Genomic DNA, 17,018 nt, shown 5'->3' on the forward strand with positions numbered 1-17,018 from the left:
GACGCCTCTCTGGGGGGGCAGCGCGCTTCCGCTCCATGGGCGTCAATAATTGGTCGGCCGGGCGCCGGGTGCGGCCTGGTGCCAGCCTTGCCTGCACTGGCTTCTTTCTTGCTTGGAATGAAGACGGCGATGCAAGAGCGTACTCATGGTACGACAGGAGAAGAGATGACCGGAATATTCGAAAGGATTGCCGAGGCGCTGTTGGCCACGTTGCAGGGGCTCAGTCCATTAAGCGTGATTGGCTTGTTCGCGTTGTTGCTGTTCGGGCTGTTCCTGGTGGCCCTGATGGCGACGGCCCTGCGTCGAGCGGAGGCGCTGCAGGGAGCGGCGCCGGCGCTGCTGACCACCGTGGGGATTCTCGGCACCTTCCTCGGGGTCGCCATTGGGCTGCTGGATTTTGACGCTGGACAGGTGGAGGCCAGTATCCCGGCCCTGCTGGAGGGGCTCAAGCTGGCCTTTGTGACCAGTATCGTGGGCATCTTGCTGGCTGCGGTGTTGCGGATGGTTCAGGTGATGGTACCCGCACCGGCGGCATCCCCCGAACCGTCCGCGGAGGGTGCGTCGGATGCACCATTGGATAATGCGCACCTGGCGGCACAACAACGGGATGCCTCGCTCGCCGTAGTGGAGGCGGTGCGGGCCCTCGATCAGCGCCTGGATGCCCGGCTGGAGCAACAACACCGCGAACTGACCGGTGCGCTCGATGGCATGGCCGAGCGCATCACCGAGATGAGCAGCGGACACCTGGTAGAGGCCCTGGAGCGGGTGATCCACGATTTCAACGATCGCCTGGGTGAACAGTTTGGCGAGAACTTCCGGTGTCTGGATGACTCGGTCGCTCGCCTGGTGGAGTGGCAGGATCAGTATCGCGAGCAGATGGACACCCTGCATCGGGCCTTCGACCAGGCCCGTGCCGGGGTCGAACAGACCGAGCAGACCCTGGAGCGCATGACCGGGCAGGCCTTGCAGATCACCCGGCACGTGGAGGATCAGGAGTCGACGCTCTCCAGTCTGCGGCGCGAGACGGTGGAACTGGAGGCCCTGCTGGGGAGCATTGCGGCCCTGCGGGATCGTGCCACCGAGGCCTTCCCGGCGATGGACGCACGGCTGGAGGCGATGCTCGAGAGTATCGAGAATGCCGTCCAGGCAGGGCTCGCGGCGGAGACGCGCTGGGGTGGGGAACGTTCCGCCGCCATCGCCTCCGCGGGCGGGCGTAACTGATGTTTTCCTGGTTGGCGCGCCGCCGTCGGCGACAAGGTATGGCCGCGGGAAACGAGGCCGACCAGGGTTCGCACTGGCTGGCGGTGGCGGACCTGATGGCCGCGCTGATGATGATCTTCCTGTTCCTCGCGCTGCTGCACATGGTTCAGGTGGAGCGCGAGAGCGCGGTGCATACCGAGGTTCGCAACGAGGCGGCCGCCTTGCGCGCGGCCATTTATTCGGTTCTGGAGGAGGAGTTTCGCGAGGATTTGCCGCGCTGGAACGCGGAACTGGACCGCGACAGCCTGACCTTGCGCTTTCGCGAGCCGGAGGTCCTGTTCGAGCGCAGTTCGGCACGCATCCGGCCGCGCTTCGAGGCGATTCTCGAGGACTTCATGCCGCGCTACGCGGAACAGTTGCGTCCGTTCGCCGAGGTCATTCGGGAGGTGCGGATCGAGGGCCACACCTCCAGCGAGTGGGCCGGCAGCGACGATGCGCTGGAGGCCTATTTCGGAAACATGGATCTTAGCCAGCGCCGCACGCGCGCGGTGCTGGAATATGCTTATCAGCTGGAGCCCTTGCAGGACGCGGACTGGTTCCGCTCGCGGGTCGCGGCCGTGGGGTTGTCCTCTTCACGCCGGGTGCTGGACGAGCGCGGCGAGGAGGATCGTCGGGCATCCCGCCGAGTCGAGTTCAGTGTCCTGACCGATTTCGAGGCGCGCCTGCTGGGCGCGGGGGCGGCGTCCGACGAGGCAGGGCCCCGACCTCTGGAGGCTCGCGCCCGCTGACCCGGTTGCCGTCAGATGGCGCCGAGCAGGGCCTTGCGCAGGTGGGCCTGATCCTCGTCATCGAGCGCCGCGTGGCCGGGGCGGCTGAGGAGGAAACTGTCCTCGACCTGTTCCCCGGCCGTGGCGATGCGTGCAGTGCGCACGTCGATTCCCTGCTCGGCAAGGACATGCCCGATGGTCGACAGCAGGCCGGGTCGGTCCAAAGCGCGCAGCCGCATGCGCGTTGCCTGGCCGCCCGCAGCGGGTTCGAATTCGATCTGCGTATCCACGTCGAAGTGCTTGAGGCGGCGTGGAAGCTGGCGTGAGGCCGGGTTGGGGATGGTCCCTTCGCGTTCGAGTTCACGTTCGAGGCTCTGGCGGATCTCTTCGGAGCGATAACCGGCATCCACCGTCTGGCCCCCGCCGCTTTCGAGAACCAGAAAGGTATCCAGCGTGCGGCCGGCTGCGGTCGTGATGATCCGTGCGTCCACGATGTCCAGTCCCAACTGGGTCAGGGCGCTGGTGATGCGCGCGAAGATCCGGGGATGGTCGCTGGCGTAGACGAAGATCTCCGTGCTCCCGCGCGAGGTCTTCGGGCGCACCAGGATCAGGGGGAGGGCGTCCGGGGGGAGTGGCAGCAGGGCCCGGGCGTGCCAGGCGATCTCGTCGGCGGAATGGCGCAGGAAGTATTCGTCGTCCAGTTCGTCCCACAACTTCTGAGCCTGATCGGTATCGAAGCCTTGTTGTTCGATTAACGCGAGTGCCTCGGTGCGGGTTTGCCGGATCTGTTCGTCCATGTCCGGCGGGGTATCCAGACCCCGGTCCAGGACATTGCGGGTGGCGTGATAAAGGGTTTGGAGCAGGGAATCCTTCCAGCTGTTCCACAGCTCTGGATTGGTTCCGCGGATATCGGCAATGGTCAGCAGATAGAGAAAGTCCAGGCGTTCGCGGGTGACCACCTCGCGGGCGAAACCCATGACGACCTCGGGGTCGGAGATGTCCTTGCGCTGGGCCGTCAGCGACATCAGCAGGTGGGAACGCACCAGCCAGGCAACCAGGCCGGCATCCGCGTCCGACAGGCCGTGATGCTGGCAGAAATGCAGGGCATCGTGGGCCCCCAGCTCGGAATGATCACCCCCGCGGCCCTTGGCGATGTCGTGAAACAGGGCGGCCAGCACCAGACGTTCGGGGCGCACCAGTCCGGAGTAGATCTGGTGCGCCAGGGGCTGTTCGTGCGCGAACTCGGGCAGCGCCAGGCGCCGCGCGTTGCGCACCACGTTCAGGGTGTGCTCGTCCACGGTGTAGGCGTGGAACAGGTCGTACTGCATGCGTCCGATGATGCGCCCGAAGGCCGGCAGGTAATTGCCCAGCACGCCGTAGCGGTTCATGCGGCGCAGCTGGCTGGTGATCCCGCGCGGGGCGCGCAGGATGTCCATGAAGAGCTCGCGGCACACCGGATTGCGGCGGAAGTGCCCATCGATCAGGTGGCGGTGGGCCCGGATCAGGCGGATGGTGGAGGCGCGGATGCCCTGGATCTCCGGGTGTTCCTGGAGCAGGCGGAAGACCTCCAGCAGCGCCGGCGGATAGATCATGAAGACCTGATCGTGCGCCGCCTCGAGGTAGCCGCCCCGGACCTGGAAACGCTGGTGGATGCGTATGGGGTCCTGCAGGGCTTCCGGATCGTCGAGGATGGCCTCGTTGAAGTGCTGCAGCAGCAGTTCGTTCAGCCGCTCGAGATCGTTGATGGTGCGGAAGTAGCGCTGCATGAACTGCTCGACCGCCCGGTTGTGGTTCTGGTCGACAAAGCCGAAGGTGTTGGCAAGTTGGCGCTGCAGATCGAAAAGCAGGCGGTCCTCGCGGCGGCCAGCGAGCATGTGCAGGGCAAAGCGTACCCGCCAGAGGAAGTTCTGGCCCTCCATCATCTCGCGGAACTCACCCTCGCGCAGGAAGCCCAGTGACACCAGCTCTTCGATGCGCTCGGCGCCGTAATGACGCTTGGTGACCCAGCCGATCATCTGGATGTCGCGCAGGCCGCCGGGGCCTTCCTTGACGTTCGGCTCGAGGCGGTAGGCGGTCTCGCCAAAACGCCGATGGCGGGCTTGTTGTTCGGCCAGCTTGGCGGCATAGAAACTGCGCGAGTCCCAGATGCGGTCGGGCTCGATGGCGCCGCGGAAGTCGTTGAACAGGCTGAGATGGCCGGCCAGGTAGCGGGCCTCGATCAGGTTGGTCGCGACGGTGATGTCGTCGCGCGCCTCGCGGGTGCAGTCGTCGATACTGCGCACGCTGTGCCCGACCTCGATGCCGATGTCCCAGAGGAACGTGACGAAGTCGCTGATCCGGTCGAAGAGGGCGGGATCATGTTCGCCCTCGAGGATGATCTGGATGTCGATATCGGAGGCCGGGTGCAGTTCGCCGCGGCCATAGCCACCGACCGCGATCAGGCATAGCTGGTCGTCATCCGCAAGGCCCTTCTGGGCCCAGATCAGCTTGAGAAGCTCGTCGATGCGCCGGGCGTGGCCATGGATCAGCTCGGCGATCGGCATGCCGTCGCGAAAGCCCTGGTATTGCTGTTCCAGGATGGCGCGGCGCCGGTCCCGGAACAGGGCGATGTTCCCCGGGTTGCGGCTCAGCCGCTGGTAGTCCTCGCCCCAGCCGGGGGTGAAGGCCGGAGTATCGAGTTCGCCGGGGGTGCTGCCCGCAGGATTCATTGGAGCTCCGTAGGTTGGGCGGTTCGAATCGGCGGGGAAAAGGCGTGATGGCCTTCGATCAGGCCGCGATCTCCTGCGGTGGGGTTTCGTCCTTGCGCAGGGTCAGGATCTCGTATCCGTCGGCGGTGACCAGCAGTGTGTGTTCCCACTGCGCCGACGGACTGTGATCCTTGGTCACGGCGGTCCAGCCATCCGCCAGGATGCGGGTGTGGCGGCGGCCGGCATTGATCATCGGCTCGATGGTAAAGCACATGCCTTCTCTCAGGGTCATGCCGGTGCCAGGCTTGCCATAGTGCAGGACCTGCGGATCCTCGTGGAAGCCGCGCCCGATCCCGTGGCCGCAGAACTCGCGCACCACGGAGCAGCGTTGTGCCTCGGCGTACACCTGAATCGCGTGGCCGATATCGCCCAGCGTTGCGCCCGGGCGAACCTGCTGGATGCCGAGGTACATGCTGGTACGTGCCACGTCGATCACCCGCTGGGCCTGGATACCGGCCTTGCCGATCACGAACATGCGGCTGGTGTCGCCGTGGAAGCCGTCCTTGATTACGGTGATATCGATATTGAGGATATCGCCGTTCTTCAGCTTGCGATCCCCAGGGATGCCGTGGCAGACCTGATGGTTCACCGAGGTACAGATCGACCTTGGGAAGCCGCGATAGTTGAGTGGGGCCGGGATCGCGTCCTGGGTGTTCACAATGTAGTCGTGACAGATCCGGTCCAGTTCCCCGGTGGTCACGCCGGCTTGCACGTGGGGCTCGATCATCTCGAGGACTTCGGCGGCCAGGCGGCCGGCGACGCGCATGTGTTCGATCTCTTCGGGGGTCTTGATGGAAACGGACATGGGGGCTCCCGCCGCGGCGCCCGGAGGGGCTCGGCGTTTGGTTCGGGTAAGTGTCCTATGCTATAAAGCGCGCGCCTCGCTGGCAATTCGGCGGGGCCGGAAGCCGCCTTTTGCGGGGCGACTCCCGAAACCTTAATCCACACACGCATCGGCACGATCTGTCGGGTGCCCGCCCTCGAAGAAGATTCGGTTCGGGTTTCAGATCGGGATGCGTGGAGGCTCAACCCGTTACAGGAGAAAACTCATGTCCCTCGTGACTATGCGACAGATGCTGGAGGCCGGTGTGCACTTCGGCCACCAGACGCGTTACTGGCATCCCAAGATGGCCCCGTACATCTTCGGGGAACGCAACAAGATTCATATCATCAACCTCGAGAAGTCCCTGCCGATGTTCAACGATGCGTTGAACTTCCTCGGCAAGATCGCTGCCGACGGTGGCCAGATCATGTTCGTCGGCACCAAGCGCTCTGCGCGCGACGTGGTGGCCGAAGAGGCAAACCGTTGCGGCATGCCGCACGTGAGCCACCGCTGGCTGGGCGGCATGCTGACCAACTTCAACACCGTCAAGCAGTCGATCAAGCGCCTGAAGGACCTCGAGACGATGGACGCCGATGGCAGCTTCCAGGTCCTGAACAAGCGCGAGGCCCTGAGCCGTCGCCGCGAAAAGGACAAGCTGGATCGCAGCCTGGGCGGTATCAAGGACATGAACCGCATGCCCGATGCGATGTTCGTGATCGACGTCGGCTACGAGAAGATTGCGGTGGCCGAGGCGAAGAAGCGCGGCATTCCGGTCGTCGCCGTGGTGGATTCCAACCATTCCCCGGTAGGCGTGGATTACGTGATCCCGGGCAACGATGACGCGATGCGTGCGATTCAGCTCTATGTGGCTGCGATCGCCGATACCATCATGGAGGCCAAGGGTGCGGTGACCACGGGTGGCATGGGCGAAGCAGAAGCCGCCGAGCCGGCCGCTGCAACGACTGACGCCCCCGACACCGCGTCGCCCGCCAACCCCGCTTGATAACAGGAGCCGGTCGCCACGCTGGCGGCCGGCTCGAGCATGATTCAGGAGCAAGCAACGATGCAGATTACTGCTGCACAAGTAAAAGAACTGCGCGAGCGCACCGGCGCCGGCATGATGGAATGCAAGAAGGCCCTGACCGAAACCGGCGGCGATCTGGAAGCGGCGGTCGAGGCAATGCGCAAGTCCGGCATGGCCAAGGCCGACAAGAAGGCGGATCGTGTCGCGGCCGAAGGTCGCGTCGAGATTGCCAGCGACGGTTCGCGCGCGGTGATCGTCGAGATCAACTGCGAGACGGACTTCGTCGGCAATGACGACAACTTCCGTGCCTTCACCAGCGCCTGCGCCAATGTGGCGCTGAACACCGCCGCCGATTCGGTGGAAGGCCTGATGACCGAGACCGTCGAGGGTCAGACCCTGGAAGAGCAGCGTACTCAGCTGATCGCCAAGGTCGGCGAGAACGTCCAGGTCCGCCGTTTCGAACGCATGACCGCGGAAGGTGCGCTGGGTTTCTATCAGCATGGTGCCCGGATTGGCGTGCTGGTTGGCCTCAACGGTGGTGACGAGCAGCTGGCCAAGGATATCGCGATGCATATCGCGGCGAGCCATCCGGTGTGCATCGACGAGAGTCAGGTGCCGACCGAGATGCTCGACAAGGAACGTGCGATCTTCAAGGCCCAGGCCGAGGAATCGGGCAAGCCGGAGAACATCATCGAGAAGATGATCGAGGGGCGTATCCGCAAGTATCTGGGCGAGATCACCCTGGTGGGCCAGCCGTTCGTGAAGGATCCCGATCAGACGGTCGCACAGCTGCTGGAAAGCAAGGGTGCTTCGGTCTCCGGCTTCATCCGTTTCGAGGTGGGCGAGGGGATCGAGAAGAAGACCGAGAACTTTGCCGAAGAGGTAATGGCTCAGGCGCGCGGCGCCTGATCCAGAAGGACTCCGGGGCGGCCGCTTGATGCGGCCGCTTCCGGATAAAAGGGCCAGAAAAAACTGGCAAGCGAGAACAACCGAGCCCGAGATAAGGAACCCCATGAGTCAGGACAGCCAGCCCGCGTTCCGGCGCATCCTTCTGAAGTTGAGTGGGGAGGCCCTGATGGGTCAGCAATCCTACGGGGTTGACCCGGATGTCCTGGCGCAGGTGGCCGAAGAGGTCTCGGAGCTCTCCCGCATGGGGGTCGAGGTCGGCATCGTGATCGGTGGCGGCAACATCTTCCGCGGTGCGGGTCTGGCACAAGGCGGCATGGACCGGGTGACCGGCGACCACATGGGCATGCTGGCAACGGTGATCAATGCGTTGGCGCTGCAGGATGCGATCGAGCGCGCCGGGCGTTTTTCCCGGGTGATGTCGGCGATCCGCATCAACCAGGTGTGCGAGGACTACATCCGCCGGCGTGCGGTACGCCACCTGGAAAAGGGGCGCATCGTGGTGTTTGCAGCCGGTACTGGCAATCCATTCTTCACCACGGATTCCGCGGCGAGCCTCCGAGCGATCGAGATCAACGCGGACATCATGATCAAGGCGACCAAGGTCGACGGGGTCTACGATGCCGATCCGATGACCACCAAGGATGCCCGACGCTACGAGCGGCTGACGTTCGACGATGCGCTGGAACAGCGTCTGGGCGTAATGGATACCACGGCCCTGGTGATGTGCCGAGACAATGGCCTGCCGATCCGTGTAATGAACATGTTTGCCAAGGGCGACCTGCAACGGCTCGTGATGGGCGAGGCGGTCGGCACCTTGGTCGAGGGAGCCCGTAATGAGTGACGCCACCCTGAAAGATGCGCGCGAACGCATGGACAAGAGCCTGGAAGCGCTGCGCAACGAGCTATCGAAGATTCGAACCGGCCGTGCGCACCCCACATTGCTCGAACATGTGCATGTGGAGTACTACGGCATGGATGTGCCGATCAACCAGGTCGCGAACATCAATGCCGAGGACGCACGCACGCTCTCCGTGGTCCCGTACGAGAAGGATATGGTAGGCAAGATCGAGAAGGCCATCATGACTTCGGATCTGGGACTCAATCCGGCGAGCATGGGGACGACGATCCGTGTTCCGCTGCCGGCGCTGACCGAGGAACGCCGCCGTGACCTGGTCAAGGTCGTCCGGGCTGAGGCCGAGCATGCGCGGGTGGCCGTGCGCAATATCCGGCGGGATGCCAACAACGCCTTCAAGCAGCTGGTCAAGGACAAGGAGATGTCCGAAGACGACGAGCACAAGGCGCAGGATCAGATCCAGAAGCTGACCGACGACCACATCACCAAGGTCGACGCGATGCTTGCGGACAAGGAAGCCGAGTTGATGGAAGTCTGACCGGCGCAGGCGATGCCGGTTACTACTTCACCCAGCGAGGCGCTCCCGGCGCACGTGGCCATCGTGATGGACGGCAACGGGCGGTGGGCCGAGGCCCGAGGTCTGAGTCGTTCCGAAGGCCACCGGGCGGGGCTGGAGGCGACGCGGCATGCCGTGCGGTTTTTCGCCGAACAAGGCGTGGGCACCCTGACGCTGTTCGCCTTTAGCAGCGAGAACTGGGGCCGCCCGCGCGAAGAGGTCGAGGCACTGTTCGATCTGTTTGTGTCCGCCATCGAGGCGGAACTCCCGGAACTGATCGAGCGCGGCATCGCGCTCACCTTTATTGGCGATCGCGCAAGCTTCCCGTCGGATCTGCAGACGCGGATGGCGGAAGCCGAGCAGGCCTCTGCCGCCAACGAAGCGATGCGGGTTGTCGTGGCGCTGGGATACGGTGGCCGCTGGGACATCCTGCAGGCGGCCCGCCGCTGGGTGGCCGCCGGCGATGAAGGGGCGAATCCCGAGACTTCTTTCGCCGGCTATTTGAGCACGGCCGGGATGCCGGACGTCGATCTGTTGATCCGCACCGGCGGCGAACGCCGCATCAGCAATTTCCTCCTGTGGCAGGCGGCGTATGCCGAGTTGCTCTTCATCGAGACGTTCTGGCCGGACATCACAGCCGATGATCTGCGACAGGGGCTGGCGTGGTATGCGAGTCGCCAGCGGCGTTTCGGCTGCGTGACCGGAGCCGCCGAGGCAAGTGCGCGGGAGGTGCCGAGTGCTTAAACAACGGATTCTGACCGCCGCGGCGCTGGGTTTGCCGGCGCTGGCCCTGGTGGCCTGGGGCCCGAACTGGGCGGTGCTGGCGCTGGTCGCGCTGGTCCTCGGGTTGGCGACCTGGGAGTGGGGTGGACTGGTCGGGCTCGAAAACCCGTTGGCACGCGGTGCGCTGGTGGCGGCCGTGGTGGTTCCCGTGGTTGCGCTCGGTCTGGCGCCGGTTGCGGGGTTGCACTACCTGATCCTGGGTCTGGTGTTGCTGTGGTGGCTGGTGATCCTGTTGCTGTTGCCGTTTTATCGCGAGCGCGAGACGGCCGCACCGGCATCCCGTCGGACCCTCTTTGCGGTGGCCGCGATCATGACGTTGGTGCCGGCGGGAATGGGCCTGGTTTGGCTGCATGCCTTGGCGCCGTTGCTGGTGGTCTATCTGGTGGTGCTGGTTGGCCTGGCTGACACCGGGGCGTATTTCGCCGGGAAGGCGTTCGGGCGCAACCCGCTGGCGCCGCATATCAGTCCGGGGAAGACCCGCGAGGGCTTGCTTGGCGGGCTACTGACGGTGCTGGCCTTCGCGATCGTGGTGGCGGCCGTTTGGGGCCTCGAGCCGATGGACGCGATGGTATTCCTGCTACTGTCGGTGCTGATCGGGCTGGTCTCGGTCGTGGGGGACCTGTTCGAGAGCATCCTGAAGCGACAGGCTGGCGAGAAGGATAGTGGTTCCTTGCTGCCGGGCCACGGGGGTATTCTGGACCGGTTCGACAGCATGGTCGCGGCGGCTCCGGTTTTCCTGGCCGGGTTGTTGTGGCTGGCGCTGATTCCGGCCCCGCCGGTGGCGGCATAGCGCGAACGGACGCAGGTACCCATGAAGACGACGCAGATCACCATTCTCGGATCAACCGGCAGCATCGGGTTGAGTACGCTCGATGTCGTGGCGCGTCAGCCGGAACGCTTCCGCGTGTATGCCCTGACGGCGCATTGCAATGTGGAGCGCATGCGCGCGCAGTGCCTCGCCCACCACCCGGAAGTGGCCGTGATGGTCGATCCCGACGCCGCCGAGGCCCTGCGCACGGCTTTGGCGGCGGTCGGTTCGCGTACCGAGGTGCGGGCGGGTGCGGAGGCCCTGGCGGAGGTCGCCCGGGAGCCCCGGGTCGACGCGGTGATGGCGGCGATCGTGGGCGCAGCCGGGCTGTTGCCGACGCTGGCCGCGGCCGAGGCGGGCAAACGGGTGCTGCTCGCCAACAAGGAGGCGCTGGTCATGTCCGGGGCCTTGCTGATGGATGCCGTGCGCCGCTCCGGTGCCTGTCTGTTGCCGATCGATTCCGAGCACAACGCGATCTTTCAGTGCCTTCCCAATGGCTACGTCTGTGCCGAGTCGGTGACACCGCACGGGGCACGCCGTATCTGGCTCACCGCATCGGGGGGGCCGTTTCGCGACCGTCCGCTGGACAGCTTTGCCGGGATTACGCCGGACGAGGCCTGCGCCCACCCCAATTGGGATATGGGGCGCAAGATCTCGGTGGACTCGGCGACGATGATGAACAAGGGGCTCGAGGTGATCGAGGCCTGCTGGCTGTTTGCCGTGGCGCCCGCGACGATTCAGGTGGTACTTCACCCGCAGAGCATCGTGCATTCGATGGTGGCCTACGATGACGGGTCGGTGCTCGCGCAACTCGGCAACCCCGACATGCGCACACCGATCGCCCATGCGCTGGCCTGGCCCGAGCGTATGGAGTCGGGCGTTGAACCGCTGGATCTGCTCACGATGGGCAAGCTGGAGTTCTCCGAGCCGGAAGCCGCGCGTTTCCCGGCGCTCGGTCTCGCCTACGCGGCACTGGAGCGTGGAGGGACGGCCACCGCGGTTCTCAACGCCGCCAATGAAGTGGCGGTGGATGCCTTCCTGGGAGAGCGCCTGGCCTTCAGCGAGATCCCGGCGGTGATCGCCACGACCCTGGAGGCGATCGAGGCCGAGGCGGCCGATTCGCTGGAGCGCGTCCTGGGGGCGGACCGGCGGGCTCGCGAGGTCGCGAGCGAGTATGTCGCGAACGCACGACCCGTCCTGTCATGACGTTCCTGACGAGCCTGCTGGCGTTTGCGGTGGCCATTGGCGTACTGGTGACCGTGCACGAATATGGGCACTACCTCGCCGCCCGTCTGGTGGGGGTGAAGGTGCTGCGCTTCTCGGTGGGTTTCGGCCGGCCGATTTTCAAGCGCTACTTCGGGCGGGACCGGACGGAATTCGTGATTGCCGCATTGCCGCTGGGTGGCTACGTGAAGATGCTCGACGAGCGCGAGGGTCCGGTGGCGGAGGAGGAGGTCACGCGCGCCTTCAACCAGAAAGGTCTTGGGGCCCGTACATTCGTGGTGTCGGCCGGTCCGGCGGCGAATTTCCTGCTGGCGATCCTGGTATACGCCGTGATGTTCATGGTGGGCGTGGGCGGGATCAAGCCCATTCTCGGCGAGGTAGCGCCGGATACGCCGGCCGCCGAGGCGGGCCTCGAGCGGGGGCAGGAGATCCTGCGGGTGGGCGATCGTGAAGTGGCGGACTGGGAGCAGGCCAACCTGCGCCTGCTGGACCATGCGGTTCGCGGCGAGGCGGTCACCCTGCTGCTGCGCGGCACGGACGGTCGAGAGATCGAGCGGGAGGTGGATCTGCGGGATCGCCAGGCGTTGCTGGCAGAGGGGCAGTTCCTCGACAAGCTGGGGTTGCAGCCCTATCGGCCGATGCTGGAACCGCGGATCGGTGCCGTCGAGGGTGGGAGCCCGGCGGCGGCGGCCGGACTGGAGGTCGGGGATCGTGTGCTGGCAGTGGACGGCGAGCCGGTCGCGGACTGGAATCGCTGGGTCGAGGTGGTGCGTGCGCATCCAGAAGCCGATCTGCGGGTCACCGTGGAGCGCGACGGGCGCACCCTGGAACTACGTATGACGCCGGAGGCGACGGATCACGAGGGGGTGGCCATTGGCCGTATCGGCGCGGGCGTGGATACGGATCAATCGGCGGCACGGGACATGGCCGTACTGGTGCGCCAGGGTCCGGGATCGGCATTTGTCTCGGGGGCGGAGCGGACGTGGGATGTGACCGTCCTGACACTGGGCATCCTGTGGCGAATGATCACCGGGGATGCGTCGGTTAAAAATATCAGCGGACCGGTTACCATAGCCGAGTTTGCGGGGGTCTCGGCATTGATCGGGATTTCGGCGTTCCTGGGATTTCTCGGGCTGGTGAGCGTGTCGCTCGGCATCATCAATCTGCTGCCGATCCCGATGCTGGATGGCGGCCATTTGCTGTACTACGCCGCCGAGGCGGTGAAGGGCAGCCCGGTGTCGGAGCGCACCCAGATAATCGGTCAGCAGGTGGGTCTGCTGGCGATCGCGGGGCTGATGGTGCTGGCCCTGTACAATGATTTGACACGACTGTTCGGTTAGGCGAAGGCACGCTGGAGCGCATCCCGGGTGCCTCAATCAGCCCACCGAACGGCCTATTTTTTGGCGGAGAGCATGGCGCGAAACAGCTTGAGAGGAATGGCCCTGGTCGGTTTGCTGGGCCTGGCGGGGACGGCCTGGGGCCAGGCCTACGAGATCGAGGATATCGAGATCGAGGGGCTGGAACGGATCACCGCCGGTACCGCGCTCAGTTATCTGCCCGTGCAGGTTGGGGATACCTTCGACGATAATCGCAGTCCGGAGGTGATCCGCGAGCTGTTCCAGACCGGCTTCTTCGACGATGTGGAGATCGCCCGGCGCGGGGACGTCCTCGTTGTGATTGTCTCGGAACGCCCCGCGATCAACGAGATCAATTTTTCCGGTAACCGGGATATCCCCGACGAGGGCTTGCGCGAGGCGCTGGATTCGGCCGGCCTGCGTTCCGGGCGGGTATTCAACCGCACGATGCTGGACCGCATCGAGAGCGAGCTGCGCCAGCAGTATTTCGCGCGCGGGCGCTACAACGTGCAGGTCGATGTGGAGATCGTGGAACTGCCGCGTAACCGCGTGGACATCGAGATCGACATTACCGAAGGGCCGGTGGCCAAAATCCGCCAGGTCAATGTGGTGGGCAACGAGAGCTACTCGGATCGTGAACTGACCCGGCGTTTCGAGTCCGGCGTGCCACGCTGGTGGGCCTTTTTCAGTCGGCGGGACAATTACTCGCGCGAGAAGCTCTCCGGGGATCTGGAACAGCTCCGTTCGCATTATCTGGATCAGGGTTTCCTGGAGTTCGATATCGACTCCACTCAGGTGACGCTGACGCCGGACCGGCGGGATTTGTTTATCACCATCAACGTCGACGAGGGCGATCGCTATACGGTGACGGGTGTGGATCTCGCCGGGGATTTCGTGATCCCGCGAGAGGAGCTGGAAAGCCTGATTGACGTGGACATCGATGCGCCGTTTTCGCGCAGTCAGGTGACCGAGTCCGCCGAACGGATCAGCGAACGCCTGACCCGGGAGGGTTTCGCGTTCGCCAACGTGAACCCGGTGCCCGACGTGGACGAGGACAACCGCGAAGTCGCGATCACGTTCTTCGTCGACCCGGGTCCGCGCGTCTACGTTCGGAACATCCGGATCACCGGCAATCAGAACACCGAGGAACGGGTATATCGCCGCGAGATGCGGCAGATGGAGAGTGCCTGGTACAACGGGGCATTGGTCGAACGTTCCCGGGTGCGTGTCCAGCGGCTGCCGTTCGTTCAGAGCGTGAACGTGGAGACCGAGCGGGTCGCCGGCACCGATGACGAAGTGGACCTGAATATCACCGTGACCGAGCAGCAGTCCGGGGCCTTGTCGCTGGGCGCCGGGTTCTCGCAGAACCAGGGGCTGCTGCTGACCGCGAGCCTGACACAGGACAACTTCCTTGGGACCGGCAATCGCTTCTCCACCGAGGTGAGTACCAGCAAGGTCAACCAGCTGTTCCGGATGAGCGTCACCAATCCGCACTTCACCCCCTCCGGCGCGAGTCGCGGGTTCTCCGTGTTCTATCGCAAGATCGATGCCGAGGAGGCCAACATCTCGCGGTATTCATCCAACCGCTTTGGTTTCGACGTGACCTACGGGATTCCGCTGTCGGAGTTCGACCGGATTCAGGTGCGCCCGGGTTTCGAGAACATCGAAATCGAGACAGTCGAACGCTCCGGCACGCGTATCGGAACCCCGGACGAGATCATCGACGAGCTGGACGAATTTGGCGATTCCGCGAACCTCTACAAGCTGGAGACAAGCTATATTCACGACACTCGGGACAGCACGACCTTCGCTTCGCAAGGCCGTCGTCATCGGGTCGGCCTGGAGGTCACGGTTCCGGGCAGTGACCGCGAGTTCTACAAGCTCACCTATTCGGGTCAGGAGATCTTCCGGCTGTCCGATCGGTACTCCTTCAGCCTCTCCGCCGGGCTCGCGTACGCGGATGGTTACGGAGGGGATGACGTCCCGTTCTACGAACGGCTGTTTGCCGGGGGCATTCGCTCGGTCCGCGGCTACGAGGACAATCAGCTGGGCGATCTGCGACCGATCCGCGATGGTCAGGTGGCGACGCGCGATTCCAATGATGATCCCTACGGTGGGCGTTTCCGGACTACGCTGTCCGCGGAATTGTTCTTCCCGATGCCGTTTGCGGCCGACAACGATGGAGTCCGCATGAGTACCTTTGTGGACGCGGGGAATGTGTTCCATGATGTGTCGGACTTTGATACCAGCGAGTTGCGGGCATCGGCGGGTGTGGCGGTGACCTGGTTCTCGCCGGTGGGGCCGCTGAGCTTCAGCGTGGCCGAGCCGTTCAACAATCAGCCGGGTGACGAGCTGCAGCGCTTCCAGTTCCTGCTGGGTGCCAGTTTCTGAGGATGATCGATGCAAGCGCATCGGGAGGCGTCATGAGATCCGGGGTGGCCTGGTTCGCGGTGGTGGTTCTCGTCGCCAGCGGATGGCTGGTGGTACCCGCGGTCGCCGGGGCGCAGAACGTGGCATTCGTGACGATGAACCGGATTCTCGAGGATTCGCCGCAGGCCGAAGATGCCATGCGCGAACTGGAGCGCGAGTTCTCGCCGCGCGATTCGGAGCTGGTGGCGGAGCGCGAGGAGCTGCAGCGGCTGCGTGACCGGCTGGAACGTGACGGGGACCTGATGAACCCATCGGAACGGGCGGATCTGGAGCGGGAGTTCTCGCAACGTTCGCGCGAATTCCGGCGGGCGCAGGAGAGCTTCAGCGAAGACCTGAACGTACGCCGCAACGAGGAGCTGGCCAAACTGCAGCGACGGATCAACGATGCCATCGTCGATCTCGCCCGGGAACGCGACATTGATCTGATCCTGACCGAGCGCAACGTGCTGTATGCCAGCGACCGGATCGACATCACGGACGACATCCTTGCCACAATGCAGCGAGACTGACGGCGGGTATTCAGCCCGCGAGCTGGCGGAGGCGCTGGGCGGGCAGCTCACGGGCGATGATCAACGCCGCTTCACCGGGTTGAGCCCGCTGGCCACCGCAGGCCCCTGCGATCTGAGTTTTGTGACGGACGCCGGGCGTCATGCCGAGGCCCTGGCAGCGAGTGCCGCGGGTGTCATCCTGGTACCGGTGGCCGCGGGGCTGAAATCGACGGCTTCCCGAACCCTGATCCACCTGGATGATGTCTACCTGGGCTATGCCCGAGCGAGTCAGTGGCTGGGCAGGTCACGTCGCGCCCGAGCTGCGGGTGTCCATCCGGGTGCGTTTGTGGATCCCGAGTCCTCGGTTGCTCCCGACGCATTCGTGGGGCCTGGGTCGGTGATCGGCGCGGGGGCTACGGTGGGACCCCAGAGTGTCGTGGGGGCGCACTGCGTGGTGGGCGAGGGGGTGATGGTGGGGGCCGATACCTTCCTGCACCCCCGTGTGACCCTGCTTGAAGGCGTTGCGGTGGGGGATCGCTGCATCCTGCACAGTGGTTGCGTGATCGGGGCCGATGGCTTTGGCTTCGCCCCCGCGGGCGACCACGGTTGGGAGAAGATCGAACAGCTGGGCCATGTCGTGATCGGTTCCGATGTGGAAATTGGAGCGAACACGACCATCGATCGCGGGGCGTTGCGCGCGACGCGGATCGGGAGGGGTGTGAAGATCGACAACCTGGTTCATGTTGCCCATAACGTCGAGATTGGCGACCATACAGCCATCGCCGGCTGTGTGGGGATTGCGGGCAGTGCCCGGATCGGCGCGCATTGCGCAATCGGGGGCGGTGCCGGGATCCTTGGCCACCTGTCGATCGTGGATCACGTCACCATTCACGCGATGACCCTGGTCACGCGCTCCATTACGCGTCCGGGTCACTACGCCTCTGGAGTCCCGCATCAAGAGGCCCGGTTGTGGAATCGCATGCTGGCCCGACTGCGCCGTCTGGCGCGTTAGGCAAGCGAGGGGCGATCAATCGGCCCTGGTAGTAACTGG

Annotated in this window: 15 protein-coding genes; 13 read left to right on the forward strand and 2 right to left on the reverse strand. The window is 64.7% G+C overall.

Features of this window, described 5'->3' with window-relative positions:
- The first annotated feature begins 165 nt into the window (after positions 1-165).
- Both G333_RS0107775 and G333_RS0107780 read left to right on the forward strand, forming a co-directional pair.
- Positions 166-1,221, forward strand: a complete 1,056-nt coding sequence (locus G333_RS0107775) for a hypothetical protein (protein WP_019628127.1) — start codon at positions 166-168, stop codon at positions 1,219-1,221.
- Complete coding sequence (locus tag G333_RS0107780) at positions 1,221-1,988, forward strand: OmpA family protein (RefSeq protein WP_026289504.1); 768 nt, start codon at positions 1,221-1,223, stop codon at positions 1,986-1,988. The genes G333_RS0107775 and G333_RS0107780 overlap by 1 nt, the downstream gene beginning before the upstream one ends.
- Before the next feature lie 11 nt (positions 1,989-1,999).
- Here G333_RS0107780 and glnD read toward each other — a convergent pair whose 3' ends face one another.
- Positions 2,000-4,675 carry a [protein-PII] uridylyltransferase gene (gene glnD, locus G333_RS0107785; RefSeq protein ID WP_019628128.1) on the reverse strand — a complete coding sequence of 892 codons (2,676 nt, stop codon included), beginning with the start codon at positions 4,673-4,675 and terminating at the stop codon, positions 2,000-2,002.
- A 58-nt stretch (positions 4,676-4,733) separates the two neighbouring features.
- Positions 4,734-5,519 (reverse strand): type I methionyl aminopeptidase, encoded by a 786-nt coding sequence (map, locus tag G333_RS0107790; RefSeq protein WP_018145571.1) that lies wholly within the window; start codon positions 5,517-5,519, stop codon positions 4,734-4,736.
- Between the two features lie 244 nt (positions 5,520-5,763).
- Between map and rpsB the strand changes: the two genes are divergently transcribed.
- The 11 genes from rpsB (at position 5,764) to lpxD (ending at position 16,979) form a co-directional block, all read left to right on the forward strand.
- The gene (gene rpsB / locus G333_RS0107795; protein WP_019628129.1) at positions 5,764-6,540 is read left to right on the forward strand and encodes a 30S ribosomal protein S2; all 777 of its coding nucleotides are present in this window, start codon (positions 5,764-5,766) and stop codon (positions 6,538-6,540) included.
- A 60-nt stretch (positions 6,541-6,600) separates the two neighbouring features.
- Positions 6,601-7,470 carry a translation elongation factor Ts gene (gene tsf, locus G333_RS0107800; RefSeq protein WP_018938604.1) on the forward strand — a complete coding sequence of 290 codons (870 nt, stop codon included), beginning with the start codon at positions 6,601-6,603 and terminating at the stop codon, positions 7,468-7,470.
- Between the two features lie 103 nt (positions 7,471-7,573).
- Positions 7,574-8,311 carry a UMP kinase gene (gene pyrH, locus G333_RS0107805; protein ID WP_018145574.1) on the forward strand — a complete coding sequence of 246 codons (738 nt, stop codon included), beginning with the start codon at positions 7,574-7,576 and terminating at the stop codon, positions 8,309-8,311.
- Positions 8,304-8,861 carry a ribosome recycling factor gene (gene frr / locus G333_RS0107810; protein ID WP_018938605.1) on the forward strand — a complete coding sequence of 186 codons (558 nt, stop codon included), beginning with the start codon at positions 8,304-8,306 and terminating at the stop codon, positions 8,859-8,861. The genes pyrH and frr overlap by 8 nt, the downstream gene beginning before the upstream one ends.
- 12 nt (positions 8,862-8,873) lie before the next feature.
- Positions 8,874-9,623 carry a polyprenyl diphosphate synthase gene (gene uppS, locus G333_RS0107815; RefSeq protein ID WP_019628130.1) on the forward strand — a complete coding sequence of 250 codons (750 nt, stop codon included), beginning with the start codon at positions 8,874-8,876 and terminating at the stop codon, positions 9,621-9,623.
- Positions 9,616-10,452 carry a phosphatidate cytidylyltransferase gene (locus G333_RS0107820; RefSeq protein ID WP_019628131.1) on the forward strand — a complete coding sequence of 279 codons (837 nt, stop codon included), beginning with the start codon at positions 9,616-9,618 and terminating at the stop codon, positions 10,450-10,452. The genes uppS and G333_RS0107820 overlap by 8 nt, the downstream gene beginning before the upstream one ends.
- A 21-nt stretch (positions 10,453-10,473) precedes the next feature.
- The gene (gene ispC, locus G333_RS0107825; RefSeq protein WP_019628132.1) at positions 10,474-11,676 is read left to right on the forward strand and encodes a 1-deoxy-D-xylulose-5-phosphate reductoisomerase; all 1,203 of its coding nucleotides are present in this window, start codon (positions 10,474-10,476) and stop codon (positions 11,674-11,676) included.
- Positions 11,673-13,034: an RIP metalloprotease RseP gene (gene rseP / locus G333_RS0107830; protein WP_019628133.1), complete on the forward strand. Its 1,362-nt coding sequence runs from the start codon at positions 11,673-11,675 to the stop codon at positions 13,032-13,034. Before ispC ends, rseP begins: the two co-directional genes overlap by 4 nt.
- A gap of 72 nt (positions 13,035-13,106) precedes the next feature.
- Positions 13,107-15,440, forward strand: a complete 2,334-nt coding sequence (gene bamA, locus G333_RS0107835) for an outer membrane protein assembly factor BamA (protein ID WP_369791818.1) — start codon at positions 13,107-13,109, stop codon at positions 15,438-15,440.
- A gap of 32 nt (positions 15,441-15,472) precedes the next feature.
- Positions 15,473-15,988 carry an OmpH family outer membrane protein gene (locus G333_RS0107840; protein WP_019628135.1) on the forward strand — a complete coding sequence of 172 codons (516 nt, stop codon included), beginning with the start codon at positions 15,473-15,475 and terminating at the stop codon, positions 15,986-15,988.
- Positions 15,966-16,979: a UDP-3-O-(3-hydroxymyristoyl)glucosamine N-acyltransferase gene (gene lpxD / locus G333_RS0107845; RefSeq protein WP_019628136.1), complete on the forward strand. Its 1,014-nt coding sequence runs from the start codon at positions 15,966-15,968 to the stop codon at positions 16,977-16,979. The genes G333_RS0107840 and lpxD overlap by 23 nt, the downstream gene beginning before the upstream one ends.
- Positions 16,980-17,018 lie beyond the last annotated feature (39 nt).

The organism is Thioalkalivibrio sp. AKL10 (assembly GCF_000381845.1).
Taxonomy (GTDB): Bacteria; Pseudomonadota; Gammaproteobacteria; order Ectothiorhodospirales; family Ectothiorhodospiraceae; genus Thioalkalivibrio; species Thioalkalivibrio versutus.

Excerpts from the sequence above, each read along its gene's own strand:
- G333_RS0107775 (WP_019628127.1), top strand. The coding sequence starts at position 166 with ATGACCGGAATATTCGAAAGGATTGCCGAGGCGCTGTTGGCCACGTTG.
- G333_RS0107780 (WP_026289504.1), top strand. The coding sequence starts at position 1,221 with ATGTTTTCCTGGTTGGCGCGCCGCCGTCGGCGACAAGGTATGGCCGCG.
- glnD (WP_019628128.1), bottom strand. The coding sequence starts at position 4,675 with ATGAATCCTGCGGGCAGCACCCCCGGCGAACTCGATACTCCGGCCTTC.
- map (WP_018145571.1), bottom strand. The coding sequence starts at position 5,519 with ATGTCCGTTTCCATCAAGACCCCCGAAGAGATCGAACACATGCGCGTC.
- rpsB (WP_019628129.1), top strand. The coding sequence starts at position 5,764 with ATGTCCCTCGTGACTATGCGACAGATGCTGGAGGCCGGTGTGCACTTC.
- tsf (WP_018938604.1), top strand. The coding sequence starts at position 6,601 with ATGCAGATTACTGCTGCACAAGTAAAAGAACTGCGCGAGCGCACCGGC.
- pyrH (WP_018145574.1), top strand. The coding sequence starts at position 7,574 with ATGAGTCAGGACAGCCAGCCCGCGTTCCGGCGCATCCTTCTGAAGTTG.
- frr (WP_018938605.1), top strand. The coding sequence starts at position 8,304 with ATGAGTGACGCCACCCTGAAAGATGCGCGCGAACGCATGGACAAGAGC.
- uppS (WP_019628130.1), top strand. The coding sequence starts at position 8,874 with ATGCCGGTTACTACTTCACCCAGCGAGGCGCTCCCGGCGCACGTGGCC.
- ispC (WP_019628132.1), top strand. The coding sequence starts at position 10,474 with ATGAAGACGACGCAGATCACCATTCTCGGATCAACCGGCAGCATCGGG.
- rseP (WP_019628133.1), top strand. The coding sequence starts at position 11,673 with ATGACGTTCCTGACGAGCCTGCTGGCGTTTGCGGTGGCCATTGGCGTA.
- bamA (WP_369791818.1), top strand. The coding sequence starts at position 13,107 with ATGGCGCGAAACAGCTTGAGAGGAATGGCCCTGGTCGGTTTGCTGGGC.
- G333_RS0107840 (WP_019628135.1), top strand. The coding sequence starts at position 15,473 with ATGAGATCCGGGGTGGCCTGGTTCGCGGTGGTGGTTCTCGTCGCCAGC.